Below are 13861 nucleotides of genomic sequence, written 5' to 3'. Positions count from 1 at the left end.
GGGCAGCGCACGTCCTCCGCGCCGACGAGGGGTGACCAGGCTGAGGGGTTGCACATACCCGAGACTCGATGGCCGGCGGACCTGCCGACGGCCAGCCTCCGGATGCCTGGACCTTCCCCCAGGGAGACACAGTGACCACCCCGCTCACCGCCGTCTGGTCGGACCACTGCCTGGCCCACGACCCGGCCGCCGAGATCTGGGTTGGCGTACGCATCCCGGCGGCCGAGGTCCCAGAGCGTCAGACGGTGATCCGCCACGCCCTGGAAGCGACCGGTGCCGAGTTCGTGCCCGCGATGCCGCACGGCGACGAACTACTCGCCGTCGTGCACGACCCGGGCTTGCTGCGTCATCTGCGCGACGGCTGGGAACAGTGGCAGAAGGGCGGATACCGGGAGGTGCCCGGACAGGACCGCGTGGTGCCGTACGTCTTCCCCACCGCGGCCATGCTGAACGGGCTACCCGCGCGCGTCCCAGCCGCCGCGCACGCCCGCGCGGGACTGTGGTGCTACGACACGATGACGCTCATCGGGCCAGGCACCTGGCCGGCCGCCCGCGCTGCGGTGGACGTCGCGCTCACAGCGGCCGGCCTGGTGGCGAGCGGCCGCAGTCGGCTGGCGTACGCGCTGTGCCGCCCGCCGGGCCACCATGCGGCGCCCGGCGGCTACGGCGGCTCGTGCTACCTCAACAACGCAGCAGTGGCGGCCGAGGCACTGCGCCACGCCGGGTACGCGAAAGTCGCCGTTCTCGACATCGACGCGCACCACGGCAACGGCACCCAGGCCATCTTCTGGGAGCGCCCGGACGTGTTCTACGGCTCGGCACATGTCGACCCGGGCGCCGGCTGGTTCCCGCACTACCTCGGCTTCGCCGACGAGACGGGATCCGGCGCCGGCTTTGGCCGCACTGCCAATGTGCCGCTGGATCCGGGCACAGGCGACGACGGCTGGCTGGCCGGCATCGAACAACTGACGATCAAAGCCCAGGAGTTCGGCGCCGAGGCACTGGTGGTGTCCCTAGGGGTGGACGCGGCGGGGGACGATCCGGAGAGCCCGCTGCGGGTCACGGCCTCCGGCTACCGCGAAGCCGGCAGGCTACTGGGTGCGCTCGGCCTGCCCACGGTCGCGGTGCAAGAAGGCGGCTACCACCTGCCGACGCTCGGCTCACTCGTAGTGGACACCCTCACGGGACTGCATGAGGCAGGCTGATCAACGCGGACAGCTGCCCAGCCGCCAAGCGGGAGGTTCCCCGCGGAGCGGTCGTGGGCGGACCACTTCACCAGCGGCTCGCCGATCGCGTCGGTCAGGATCGCGCCGGCAACCTGCGCGGGCACGTGGACGATCGTGCGACATGAGGCCGACCCCGCGAGCGGCTGGATCTTGGTTCACTGGCCCGGGGGCCGCCGGAGCGGCCTGGCCGCGGCGGCCGCCGCGCCGGTGCCCCGCCCGCGCAGGGCGACGGGGCGTACCCGACGGGTGACGATTCCTGGGCTTGCGTCTAGTCATGCTAAGTGGTCGGCTCCGGAAGTCCTTCGGGGGTTGACTTGAGCACTGGTCGTGTGGGGTGCATGGGTCGATGGCGGAGCGATTGCGCCCCGTGATGTGGTCATCAAGTCAACCGGTTCGCAGGGCCTGCAGCAGTTGCGTCAACGCGGCTTTGGTGTGGTCCAGGTCTTTGGGGTCGGAGGAGCATGCGAGCCACAGGGCGGCCTCGTTCATTGCCCCTGACAGCAGGTGGACCAGTGGTGCGACTGGCTGCGGGGCGATGATCCTTGCGTCGATGAGGGAGGACAACGCGTCGGCGAGGTGGCGGGCCGAGGCGGCTTCGTCCATCGCCCGCCACTGGCTCCATCCCAGTACGGCAGGCCCGTCGACCAGCATGACGCGCTGGATGTCCGGATCGGTGGTCGCGGTGAGGAACTCCTGGCAGCCGACGGTCAGCTGGGTCCAGGGATCGTCGTAGTCGTCGGCGGCCTCCGCCACGCGCCGGCCCACTTCCTGCTGCATCTCCTCGAGGACGGCGCGGAAGAGGTCCGCCTTGCCGGTGAAGTGGTGGTAGAGCGCGCCCTTGGTCACCCCGGCTGCCTGGACGATTTCCGCCAGGCCCACCGCGCCGTAGCCGCTGCCTGAGAACAGGCGCCTGCCCTCCCGCAGCAGCGCCTGCCTGGTCTGCTCCCGCTGCTGTGCCCGGATGCCGTGCTGTCGCATCGCACTCCTCATTGACATACCGAAGGTATGCGAATAGCGTCATTCGCATACTGATGGTATGCGAAAGGGGTTCAGGCATGAAGCTGACCGGCTTCTATCCCGTGATCGGCACAGCGAAGCTGCGAGAGTCCCGCGACTTCTACACCCGGCTGCTGGGGTTCGAGACGACGTTCGAGGCCGACTGGTACATCAGCCTGCGCCAGCCGGGAGATCCCGGGTACGAGCTCGCCCTCCTCGACCACAGCCACCCGACGGTTCCCAAGGGCCACCGGATCCCCACACAGGGCCTGCTGCTCAACTTCGAAGTGGAGGACGTGGACGCGGAATGGGAACGGCTCGTCACCAGCGAGGGGCTGCACCCCGTCCTTGAACTGCGCAGCGAGGACTTCGGGCAAAGGCACTTCATCGTGGCCGATCCCAACGGCGTCCTGATCGACGTGATCACACCCATCGCTCCCACCGCGGAATACTCCGAGCAGTACGTCACCAGCTGACCGCGACGGGCGTGTTCGAATACAACCTGTCGAACACGCCCTGGCCACCGGCAACTTGAAAACTGTGCCGTGAGGGAAGCCGACCCTGTCCCTCCCATTCACCGCCCCGAGAGATGGGCCGCTCTCCTTCCATGCCCGTGTGCTCCGCCGTGCCCGTGGAGCTGACTGCTTCCGAGCGCCACCGGCTCGCGAGGATGGCCTACGGCCACAAGACCCCGCACCAGGCACGCCAGCGCGCGACGATCGTGCTCCTCGCCGCGCGAGGCCGTGGCAACGCCTGGATCGCCGCCGAGAATCGGCTGCACGTGGACACAGTGCGCCGCTGGCGCGGCCGATTCGCGGCCGGTCGGATGCCTGCCCTTGACGACCGCAAACGGTCGGGGCGGCCACCGACGTTCACCGCTCTGCAGACCGCCGAAGTCAAGGCACTGGCCTGCCAGCTGCCCGCCGAGTCCGGAGCCCCGCTCTCCCGCTGGTCATGCCCCGAGCTCGCACGTGAGGCCGTCACCCGGGCCATCACCGACACGATCTCCGCCTCCACGGTACGTCGCTGGCTCAAGGACGACGCGCTCAAGCCCTGGCAGCACCGCTCCTGGATCTTCATCCGTGACCCGAACTTCCGCGCCACGGCCCAACGGGTCCTGGACCTCTACGCCCGCATCTTCGACGGCGCCCCGCTCGGCGAAGACGAGTACGTCATTTCCGCGGATGAGAAGACCTCCGTCCAAGCCCGCTGTCGCTGTCATCCCACCCTGGCCCCCGGCCAGGCCCGAGCGATGCGCGTCAACCACACCTACGGGCGCGGCGGAGCCCTGGCCTACCTGGCCGCCTACGACATCCACCGAGCCGAAGTCTTCGGCCGCTGTGAACAGACCACAGGCATCGCGCCGTTCATGAAACTGGTCGAGCAGGTGATGACCAGCGAGCCCTACGCCAACGCGAAACGGGTCTTCTTCATAGTCGACAACGGCTCCTCGCACCGCGGCAAGTCGGCCATCGACCGCCTGGCCGCCAGGTTCCCGAACGCCGTCTTGGTCCACACACCCGTCCACGCCTCCTGGCTGAACCAAATAGAGATCTTCTTCTCCATCGTGCAGCGCAAGGTCGTGACGCCCAACGACTTCACCGACCTCGACCAGGTCCGGGACCGGCTCCGAAGATTCGAAGACCGCTACAACGCCACGGCATAGCCGTTCCAGTGGAAGTTCACCACCTCCGACCTGGACGATCTGCTGGCCAGACTCGACCGGCACACAGTCACCGACCTACCGGAAGAATCCTCCACGGCACTCGCAGCGTGATCGACCCCCGAAGGGCTTCCGGAGCCGACCACTAAGTAGTGACAAGCAGGGTCGACCTGCTGGAGCGAAAGGGAGCCGAGTTGATGACTGCCGTAGAGGCCGCTGCCGCGGGCAGCGCCCGGACCATTCTCACGTCCCGGGCCCCGGTCTGACCTGACGTTTCTCCCGTCGGAAGCTGACTTGCTCCGGTGGCGACCTCCGCCTTGCACTCATCGGGGTCCCTATTCAAGGGTCTCTACTTTGCCTCAACCATCCCTCGATTCTTCTCCCTATACCTTTCGGCCTACGGGTGGGACGAGGCGTGCCGGCCCGCCTTCGACCCGTACCGGACCGGTCCGTGCCCAGATCCCGGCCGCCGCCACCGGTGAGGGGCGGCTGCTGCCGTGCACCGGCGACTGGGCTGCCCTGCGGCCGGCCACGGCCGGCCAGGCGGCGTCCGTTGTAGCGGTACTGGAGCGGCGGACGGCTCTGGTCCTCTCGACCGCGTCGCATACCTCCCGCGGCCAAGTGCCGGCCGCCAACATCGACACCGTCGCCGTGACCGTCTCGCTGGCCGCACCCGTCAAGCCCGGGCGTATCGAGCGCATGGTCGCTCTGGCCTGGGAGAGCGGGGCCCAACCGGTGATCGTTCTCACCAAGGCCGACCAGTGCCCCAATACCCAGGCCGCGGTAGCCGACGTCTCGGCGCTCGCCCCGGGGGTCGACGCCTTTGTCACCAGTGCCGTAACCGGCGAGGGAATGGACACTGTGCCGGCCGCGCTGTCGGGAACAATCGTGCCGATCGGACCATCCGTACCTGGTCGCCGTCGGCTTCTTCCTCGTCGTCGGTCTCACAACGAGCCAGTCCACCGCGACTCGCACCATCGCTCCGATCGGCCTCGCCGCGCTCAGCCCGGCCACGGTCACGGCCATGTGGATCTCGCTCGGCGGTGTCTGGCTCTTCCCGGCCAACGGTTCGCAGATCGCCGCAGTGGAGCTGGACAAGACGGGCTCCACCCGGCTCGGCCGGTTCGTGGTCTACCACTCCTTCACGATCCCGATGCTGGTCTCGTGGGTGGTCTCGGTCGGTGTCGGTCTCGCCATCGCGTCCCTCGTCTCCTAGGAGGTCCTCCCTCATGCACAACACGTCGAGCACGTCGCCTACGCATAGCACTCCGGAGGAACTCGCCTCCCGGGTCCGCGCCTGATGCCGGAGGTCCTGGCGGAGCTGGCCAGCCTGGTGTCGCTGCCCTCCGTGGCGTTCCCGGGCTTCCCCGCCGACCCGGTCCTCAAGACCGCCGAGGCCACCACCGAAATGCTGCGCCGCAGCGGGGCGGCAGACGCCCGCCTGCTGGACATCCCGGACGGGTATCCGGCCGTCTACGCGGAGGTGCCCGGCCCCCCGGCGCGCCGACCGTCCTGCTGTACGCGCACTACGACGTCCAGCCCGCCCCGCCCGAACAGGGCTGGAGCCCCGACCCGTGGACGGCCACCCTGAAGGAGGATGGCCGGATCTACGGCCGGGGCGTCGCGGACGACAAGGGCGGGATCGCAATGCACGCGGCGACCCTGCGGGCCTTCAGGGGCCGGCCGCCGGTGAATCTGCGGATCCTGGTCGAGGGTGAGGAGGAGACCGTCGGCCACCTCGGCCCGTACGTCACCGCCCACCCCGAGCTGTTCGCCTGCGACGCCTTCGTGATCGCCGACGTGGGCAACCTGCGGGTCGGCGAGCCGGCCCTAACGACGGGTCTGCGCGGGACCGTGGTATGCGACGTGCGAGTCTCCACGCTGCTCCGGTGTCTTCGGCGGGCCGGCCCCGGACGCCCTGATCGCGCTGACCCGGATCCTGGCCACCCTGCACGACGACCGGGGCGACGTGGCCGTACCCCGGCCCGCCGGGACGGAGTGGACCGGCCCGCACATGGACCCCTCCGGCCTGCGGGCCGACGCCGGCCTGCTGGACGGGGTCTCGCTCATCGGCTCCCACTCCCCCGCGTCCCACCTGTGGTCGCGGCCTTCGGTGAGCGTGCTGGGTTTGGACGCCCCGACGATCCCGGAGGCGGCGAACGTCCTGATCCCGGCCGCGGCGGCGCGGATCTCGATCCGGGTGCCGCCGGGCGCGGACCCGGAGCACGAGCTCGGAATCCTGATGACCCATCTGCGGGCGTCGGCGCCGTGGGGCGCCCACGTGGAAGTGACACCCCTGAAGGCGGGCACCCCTTCGCCGTGCACACCGTGCACACCGTGCACCCGTACTTCGAGGCGGCCCGCGACGCGCTGTCGGACGCCTTCGGCCGCGAGGCGGGCGCTATCGGCGCGGGCGGCGCGATCGGGCTGGTGTCCACGCTCCAGTCGGTCTCCCCGGACGCGGCGGTGATCCTTTGGGGCCCGGAGGACGTGGCCCAGGCCCGTATCCACTCGGCCGACGAGTCCCTGGACCCGGCCGAGCTGGAGCGCATGGTCCTGGCTCAGGCCCCATGCTGTCCCGGCTGCCGGCGGTGCGGGCGGTGTCCTGAATCCTTCGAACGGTCAACATCGCCGACTCGATCTTCCGCCAGCTGGAGCGGGAGCCGCACCCCGAGCCGGCCTGGATCGATGCCGCCGCCGGCACCGGCGGCACCTCCGCCACGCTGGCCCGCTACGTCCACTACACCCAGCGCGCCACCGGCATCTGCGTGGCCGACCCGGAGAACTCCGCGTTCTTCGGGGGCTGGCTGGACCAGGACCCCGGGGTCACCACCGCCGTCGGCTCGCGCATCGAGGGCATCGGCCGCCAGCGGGTGGAGCCGAGCTTCATCCTCGGCGCCGTCGACCGGATGATGCGCGTGCCCGACGCGGCGTCCATCGCCACCATCCGGGTGCTCGAAGGGCTCCTCGGCCGCAAGTGCGGTGCGTCCACCGGCACGGGAGTGTGGGCGGCGTTCAAGCTCGTGTCCGAGATGAAGGCCCGCGGTGAGCGCGGCAGCATCGTGACGCTGCTGTGCGACCCGGGCGAGCGCTACCTCGACAAGTACTACTCGGACGGCTGGCTGGCCGGGCAGGGCATCGACATCGCTCCGTACCGGGAGCGCGTGGAGCGCTTCCTGCTCACCGGCGAACTGAACCGGTGAACCGACGACCCGGTGAGCCGACCCGATGAGCCGGACCAGCGACAGCGACCACAAGGAGATCCGCCCATGACCAGCACCCCCGAAGAGCGCCTCGCCGCCGCCGGCCTGAAGCTGCCGCCGACGCCCTCGCCGGTCGCCGTCTACGTGCCCGCCGTGCAGAGCGGGCACTACGTGTACACCTCCGGCCAGCTCCCGATGGTCGACGGCGCCCTCCCCCTCGCCGGGAAGGTCGGCGCCGAGGTCACCCCGGAGCAGGCCAAGGAGCTGGCGCAGCAGTGCGCGCTCAACGCGCTGGCCGCCATCACCTCCGTCGCCGGGGACCTCTCCGCCGTGAAGCGCGTGGTCAACGTGGTCGGCTTCGTGGCCAGCGACCCGCACTTCACGGGACAGCCCGGCGTGCTCAACGGCGCGAGCGAGCTGCTGGGCACCGCCTTCGGCGACGCGGGCATCCACGCCCGCAGCGCGGTCGGCGTGAGCGTGCTCCCGCTGGACTCCCCCGTCGAGGTGGAGATCCTCGTCGAACTCCACGCTCCGATGGGCGTCTAACCTCGCCGCTTCGGTCGGGGTGATGAGACGCCGCTGATCGCTGCTGTCGGGCGGGCCGCCGGACTGAGCTGGCCCCCGACTTCGAGCAGTGGCTGGCTGGTTTCCCACGGTGGAGAGCGCCGAGGAGCGGATGCTCCGGTGCGAGGAGAGCAGCCTGGTGTTGCGCAGTTTCCGGTCGCTGCCGGAGCGCTGGCAGGCGGTGCTGTGGCACACCACCGTCGAGGGCGAGAGCACCGAGCAGGTGGGGATGCTCCTGGGTATCGGGGCCAGTGGTGTGGCCTCGCTGGCGGCCCGGGCCCGGGAGGGGCTGCGTGAGGCGTACCTGAGCGTGTATCTGGAGGAGGGGCAGTCCGAGGAGTGCCGCCGTTACGGCATGCTGCTTGCGGCTGCTTTCCGGCGGACCGGGCGCCGCCCCAACCGGGATCTCGAGCGGCATCTCGACTCGTGTGACCGCTGTCGGCATGCGGTGCTGGAGTTGCGGGATCTGAGCGAGCGGATGCACACGTTCGTGCCGTCGGTGCTGCTGCTGTGGGGCGACACCACCTATCTGGCGGCCCGCAGCGGCCGCCGAAGCAGGCGCCGCCGGCGCGAACGCGGCCGGACTCTCCGGTGACTGCATGAGCGACGGCGCCCTGTCCGCGAACGTGGCGACGGCGCCGGCACGGGTCGGCACACTGGCCGGAGCCTGTCTCGCCGCGGTCACCGCCGGGGTCCTGGTCTGGACGCAGCCGTTCAGCAGCGACGCACCGCGGCAGCTGCAACGGCGCGCGAGCAGCGAGCCCAGCCGGACCGCCCTTGACCACCTGGTGCCCACTGTCTCCGCCGCTCTGCCGGCCGCGAAAACCAGCACACCCGCCCCGCCCCCGTCCCGAGGGCAAGTCCCCAGGTGCAGCCTTCCGGTACGCCTACGGTGACTGCCGGGCCGGCCAGGGCTATGGGGCCGGCCTCGTGGTCGACGAGGTCCGTCAACCATGAGGAGGGCACCTGCCTGGAACCGCGCGGCCAGGCGGTCGTCCTCAACGCCTGCGACGGCGGGCGCGACCAGACCTGGGAAACCTTCTCCGCCTCACCCGAAAGCACCCCGACCGGGCTGCGCAATGCCGCCACCGGGCAGTGTCTCGACTACTCCGCTGGAAACGAGCATCGGACCCCGGCCGCGCTGCGGGCCTGTCGCGCCGAGGGCACGGACCAGATGTTCACCTTCTCCAGGCACCCCGACGGCAGCTACTACGTGTTCACCGAAGTCCCCGCCGCCGGCGGCAGTCGGCGCCAGCTCGGCGCCGAGAACTGGTCCCAGGAAGGCATTCTCGGCCCCAGCGAGCCCGTCGTGTACTCGAACAACTACTACGGCTCCCCGAGGCTGCGCTTCCGCACCGGTACCTGACCTGCCCCAGCCCGCCAAAGTAAAGGAATAGCAAAACGCTGGGATGGTGCGGGCACCCCTTCCTCTTCCTCTGTGACATCTCCGAACTCTCCTCCGGCGCCCCGATCATCCAGGACAGCAACACATACGGCCACCCCGCCCACCGCTTCAGGCTGGAGCCGCGGGCCTGACCGGCACTGTGGCGTCCTCCCCTGACCGAGAGGGCGCCACAAGCCCAGACCCACGCAAGCCGTTGACCGTACAGACCCGCGCTCTGCTGCATGATCACTGCGGATGGAGTCAGGACCGGCCGAGTCCCAGGTCGGCTGTAACGTGCGCGACGAAGCGTCGCAGCCCGCGCGGGTTCCGAATCACATGCAGGTCGGCATGGTCGGCGTGGGTCGCGATCGCCGTGAGGAGGAGCGGTCGGCTCCGGTATCGCCAAGCCCACAGCCAGAGCCAGAAGTCGGCACGCTCCCGAGACCGCCTAATCGCTCGCCAGGCGCAGCGCCCGAACGAGAAATCCAGCAGGATGATGGTGTCCGCTGCCCGGAGTCGGACGTCGAGGACATCGTAGGGTCCGAGGTCGCCATCCATGATCCAAGTATCGGGCCGGACGAGTCCCCTTTGAACGGCGGCCCACTGGTCGGGAGGTGTGGCTTCGAGCCCTGGCCGCCAGAAGTGCTTGTCCAGCTCGACGACCGGAAACCCGGTGATCTCGCCCAGGCGGGCTGCCAGAGTCGACTTCCCAGCACCGCCACGACCCAGGATCACAACCTTCTTCATGGCCGCCATGGTGCCAGGCCGGTTCCAGGACACCCACTCGTCAACCGAGGGCAGTCAGCCGCGTCGGCCTTGTCGCACCCCACATGCAGGCTGCGATCGAAGCGGGCTCCGGCCCGGACCAGGGGACCGGGTTCACTTCGCAGCTCACCCCCACAGCAGACCACGACACCCGCGCCAGGAAATGACGACGGTCCTGCCGCCGGGCGCGGTAGCCGGACCATCACAGGGATACCGGCCCGTGGAGGTGAGGACCGGGGGCACGTGTCGACCCTTTCAACGCCTGCACCCGCCAAGCCGATTGGGCCGTCAGTTGTGCAGGCGGGCTGCTGGGACCTTCCTGGTCCCCGGCGCTCTCATCGTTGAACCAGTAGTCACCGGCCGCCAGATACCGGAACGAATGCGTGCTCTCGCTCGCCAGCGCCACCGTGACCGCCCCCTCCCCGGCCCTGCGCGCGTGAAGGGTGTGGACGCCGGGCTGCCAGTCGTTGAAGTCACCCACCACACCGACCGGTCCGGGCGGCCTGCCGACGGGAAGATTGAAGTCGACCTCGGTACGGTCGTCACGCAGCTTGCGCTCCAGCATGAATCGGCTCCTGACGGCGCGGGCGGACGGGGTGTGCCGCCCATCCTGCATACCCGCCACCCAGCCCGCACCCCGATGCCTCCACACATCACCCCCCGCCACCATCCGTAGCTCAAATAGTGCAGAACGTGACGCTGCGTGTAAGCGTGGGCGGGAGGAAACCGCACCCCCGCATCAAGAGGAGTCGCAGTCATGGGCGGTACGCAGGACAAGCGCCAGGAACCGGGCAAGGGCCGTCAGGAGCAGCGCCCGCTGCGGCCCGGGCAGGACCCGGTCCACCCCGAGCCCGGCGCCCCCTCCCGAGCCCGGCGCCCCCTCCCGCGGCCGGCGGCCCGAGGAGACGGAGCGGCGCCGCGAGGAAGAACCGCTCCGCGACGACGACTCCTGAGCACAGCGGCACCCCACGCACGCAGAGCCCGGCCAGGCCCGTAGTCACCCGGCCGGGCTCTGTCACGCCCCGACCACTCCCGAACTCCAGGCCGCCCCGCCTGCCTGCCGGCGGTGGCCGGCGCCCCCGCGTACCGCTGCACCCGGCGACCGACACGGCGTAGGCCCCGGGCAGGACAACCCGGGGCCTACGTCAGCCGACCCGCGCGCCTCGGGACACTGAAGGACTACATCGCAAGAATGCCAATAGCCACACCCCGAACACGGGCGGCTCGCCGCACACCGCCGCACCAGGCCCACACGCGCATCCCGCTCCGGCCTCAAGCAGGGCACCAACGACGTGCTGGAGGGGACCGCCGTCACCTCAGTCGTCTACGACATCCCGCTGACCGGGGCCAAGGCCCCGCACGCCATGGGTTCCGCCGACGTGAAGGCCTGGGGACAGAACGATGCCCCCACCGATGCGGCCGCTGTGTTCCCCGGTGACTCGGTACCCTCCTCCCACTCGCGCGAGGGCCTGACGAACTCGGCTTACAAGCGCGCCGACATCACGTACTTGAACGTCTCCGGACGTTCGGTGAACACGGTCACGCCCGGCGGACACATCACCACGACCGAGCACGACCGCTTCGGCAACAGCGTGCGCGAGCTCTCGGCCTCGAACCGGTCCCTCGCGCTCGGCGTGAACGCCGAGGACCGTGCCGCGCAGAACGACCTCGGCATTGCCTCCCTGCCTTCGGCGGAGCGGGCCGTCCTGCTGTCCACCTCGTCGGTCTACGACGCGGCCGGCAGCCGTGAACTGGAAGAGTTCGGACCCCTGCGGCGGATCGAACTCACTGCCGACCTGCAGTCCGGCACGACCGTACTCGCCCCGGCCGGCACCTCGGCCACAGCGCGTACCTGGACGACCAACGAGTACGACGCGGGCCGGCCCACGGACGGCACCGCGAAGGTCAAGGACCAGCCCACCAGGGTGACCACGGGGGCACAGGTGCGTGAGCACCCGACCGTCCAGGGCGAGCCCCGCGCTACCCAGACCGAGTACGACTGGGCCAAGGGTCTGCCCACGAAGTCCATCAAGGACCCCGGCGGCCTCGCGAACACCACGACCACCGAATACGACTCGCAGGGCCGCGTCACCAAGCTGCTGCCCGGCTCCAACGGCACCGACGCCGGCACCCGTGTGACCACGTACTGGTCCGCGACCGGCTCCGGCACCTGCCAGGGCCGTCCCGAATGGGCAGACCAGGTCTGCTCGACCGGACCCGCCGGCGCGATCACCGGCGGCGGTTCTCACCCGACCCAGATGCCGACCTCCACCATCGAGTACAACTGGTGGGGTACCGCGGCCAAGACGACCGAGACCGCGAACGGCGTCACCCGCACCACCACGACCGCCCACGACAACGCGGGCCGTCCCACGGTCGTAGCCGTCGGCGGCGGGATAGGCCAGGCCGTCCCGACCACCACGACCGAGTACGACCCGGCCAGCGGCCGCGCCGTCAAGGTCACCTCGGACACCGGCGGCACCATCGTCAAGTCCTTCGACAAGCTCGGCCGCCAGACTTCCTACACGGACGCCGACGGCGGCACGACGACCACCGCGTACGACCTTCTCAACCGTCCGGTCAACACGGCTGACAACAGCCCGTCCAGCGCGGTCTACACCTACGATCACGCAGTCGAGCCGCGCGGCCTGGCAACGAAGGTCACTGACTCCGTCGCAGGCGCCTTCCAGGCCACCTACGACGCCGACGGCTCCGTCAGCAGCGAGAATCTGCCGGGCGGATATACGCTGAAGGTGGAAGAGGACACCACCGGAAGCCCGCTGAAGCGGACCTACACGCGCGACAGCGACAATGCGGTCGTACTCTCCGACACGGTCTCCGAATCCATCCACGGGCAGGTCACCAAGCACGCGGGCTGGTCCGGCCAGTCGTACGGCTACGACGCCATCGGGCGACTGACCACCGTCGAGGACACCGCGGACACCATCTGCACGAAGCGGACCTACACCTTCGACAACCGCACCAACCGCACGTCTCTCACCTCCGCAGCCGGCACCCCCGGCGCGGACTGCCCCCTCACCGGGGGCACGACCACCACCCACAGCTACGACAGCGCCGACCGGCTCCTGGACAGCGGCTACGCCTACGACGCCTTCGGGCGCAGCACCACCGTGCCGAACAGCACTATTTCCTATTACTCCAGCGACATGGTCCACCAGCAGGTCTCCGGCTCCAAGCGGCAGACCTGGCAGCTCGACGCCGCCCAGCGGCTGCGTTCCTGGAAGACCGAAACGGGGAGCGGCTCCTCCTGGACCCAGACCGGCTCCAAGGTCAACCACTACGACGGTGACGGGGACAACCCCCGCTGGATCACCGAGGACGCGGCGACCGGCTCGCTGACCCGCAACGTGGACTCCGCCTCCGGCGACCTTGCGGCCACCACCAGCAAGACCGGCGACACCGTCCTGCATCTCACCAACATCCACGGTGACGTCGCCCTCCAGCTCCCGCTCGACTCCGGTCAGGCACCCGTGGTGCTCGACAACGACGAGTACGGCAACGCACGGACCGGACAGTCGGCCACCCGCTACAACTGGCTCGGCGGCAAGCAGCGCTCCAGCGAGACCCTCACGGGCATCATGCTGATGGGCGTCCGTCTCTACAATCCGACCAGCGGCCGCTTCCTGTCCACGGACCCGGTCTACGGCGGCGGCGACAACGCCTACGGATACCCGGGCGACCCGGTCAACCAGTTCGACCTCGACGGCAGGTTTGGGGTTCGATCGAGAATTGGTGGCGAACCCAGCGCAGGTCCCACGCCAGCCTGGACATGCTGCACTCCTCCGTGAGGTTCGGTCTGGGGATCGCCGCCTCGACGACGGAACCGACCGGGTCGGCTATCTGCGAGCCCCGGCTCCGAACTGAACAGCCCACTACGTTTCGTCCACTGTCACACCCCGCATCACGGGGGAAGGCATGGTGGCCGGGCGGTGACGGTCTGGGGATCGCTGGTATTCGGCGGCTGCAGGGCTCATTTCGCGGGCGGCCTGGCGTTCTGCCCACGATGAAAGGTCGCAGAGGGATGAACGGGACCGGGTTG

11 protein-coding genes and 4 pseudogenes are annotated in these 13861 nt (G+C 69.8%); 12 read left to right on the top strand and 3 right to left on the bottom strand.

The features are described 5' to 3' along the window. The first annotated feature begins 131 nt into the window (after positions 1–131). Complete coding sequence (locus AC061S_RS22415) at positions 132–1205, top strand: histone deacetylase family protein (protein ID WP_478687728.1); 1074 nt, start codon at positions 132–134, stop codon at positions 1203–1205. A 405-nt stretch (positions 1206–1610) separates the two neighbouring features. Here the strand turns inward: AC061S_RS22415 and AC061S_RS22410 are convergent, their stop codons facing one another. After that, complete coding sequence (locus AC061S_RS22410; RefSeq protein ID WP_478687727.1) at positions 1611–2204, bottom strand: TetR/AcrR family transcriptional regulator; 594 nt, start codon at positions 2202–2204, stop codon at positions 1611–1613. Positions 2205–2281: 77 nt separating this feature from the next. On the opposite strand from AC061S_RS22410, the gene AC061S_RS22405 reads away from it, so the two are divergent. From AC061S_RS22405 to AC061S_RS22360, 10 genes and pseudogenes are all read left to right on the top strand, one after another. Then, positions 2282–2698, top strand: coding sequence for a VOC family protein (locus AC061S_RS22405; protein WP_478687726.1), 417 nt, complete (start codon positions 2282–2284; stop codon positions 2696–2698). 155 nt (positions 2699–2853) lie between these two features. Further along, a complete protein-coding gene (locus AC061S_RS22400; protein ID WP_478687725.1) occupies positions 2854–3888 on the top strand; it encodes an IS630 family transposase in 1035 nt (344 codons plus the stop codon). Between the two features lie 291 nt (positions 3889–4179). After that, positions 4180–4779, top strand: a pseudogene (rsgA, locus tag AC061S_RS22395) (GTPase RsgA); the annotation flags it as partial. A gap of 130 nt (positions 4780–4909) precedes the next feature. Then, positions 4910–5101 (top strand): hypothetical protein, encoded by a 192-nt coding sequence (locus AC061S_RS22390; RefSeq protein ID WP_478687724.1) that lies wholly within the window; start codon positions 4910–4912, stop codon positions 5099–5101. Between the two features lie 84 nt (positions 5102–5185). Further along, positions 5186–5476 (top strand): hypothetical protein, encoded by a 291-nt coding sequence (locus AC061S_RS22385; RefSeq protein WP_478687723.1) that lies wholly within the window; start codon positions 5186–5188, stop codon positions 5474–5476. After that, a pseudogene (locus AC061S_RS22380) lies at positions 5398–6381 on the top strand (M20/M25/M40 family metallo-hydrolase); the annotation flags it as partial. The gene AC061S_RS22385 and the pseudogene AC061S_RS22380, both read left to right, overlap by 79 nt. A gap of 128 nt (positions 6382–6509) precedes the next feature. Continuing rightward, positions 6510–7088: pseudogene (locus AC061S_RS22375) on the top strand (pyridoxal-phosphate dependent enzyme); the annotation flags it as partial. Between the two features lie 66 nt (positions 7089–7154). After that, entirely contained in the window at positions 7155–7634 is a 480-nt protein-coding gene (locus AC061S_RS22370; protein ID WP_478687722.1) for a RidA family protein, read from the top strand. A 109-nt stretch (positions 7635–7743) separates the two neighbouring features. Next, positions 7744–8247, top strand: coding sequence for an RNA polymerase sigma factor (locus AC061S_RS22365; protein WP_478687721.1), 504 nt, complete (start codon positions 7744–7746; stop codon positions 8245–8247). A 321-nt stretch (positions 8248–8568) separates the two neighbouring features. Continuing rightward, on the top strand, positions 8569–9018 hold the full coding sequence (locus AC061S_RS22360; RefSeq protein WP_478687720.1) for an RICIN domain-containing protein: 450 nt from the start codon (positions 8569–8571) through the stop codon (positions 9016–9018). Positions 9019–9297: 279 nt separating this feature from the next. On the opposite strand, the gene AC061S_RS22355 is transcribed toward AC061S_RS22360, so the two are convergent. Together AC061S_RS22355 and AC061S_RS22350 are read right to left on the bottom strand one after the other, a co-directional pair. After that, on the bottom strand, positions 9298–9783 hold the full coding sequence (locus AC061S_RS22355; protein ID WP_478687719.1) for a P-loop NTPase family protein: 486 nt from the start codon (positions 9781–9783) through the stop codon (positions 9298–9300). Positions 9784–10003: 220 nt separating this feature from the next. Continuing rightward, the gene (locus tag AC061S_RS22350) at positions 10004–10366 is read right to left on the bottom strand and encodes an early set domain-containing protein (protein ID WP_478687718.1); all 363 of its coding nucleotides are present in this window, start codon (positions 10364–10366) and stop codon (positions 10004–10006) included. A gap of 688 nt (positions 10367–11054) precedes the next feature. Here AC061S_RS22350 and AC061S_RS22345 point away from each other — a divergent pair. Further along, positions 11055–13532: pseudogene (locus AC061S_RS22345) on the top strand (RHS repeat-associated core domain-containing protein); the annotation flags it as partial. Between the last annotated feature and the right edge of the window lie 329 nt (positions 13533–13861).

This window comes from Streptomyces sp. CA189 (genome assembly GCF_056428985.1).
Note: the sequence above shows the minus strand (reverse complement) of the source record. Positions and strands in the feature narration are given on the sequence as shown.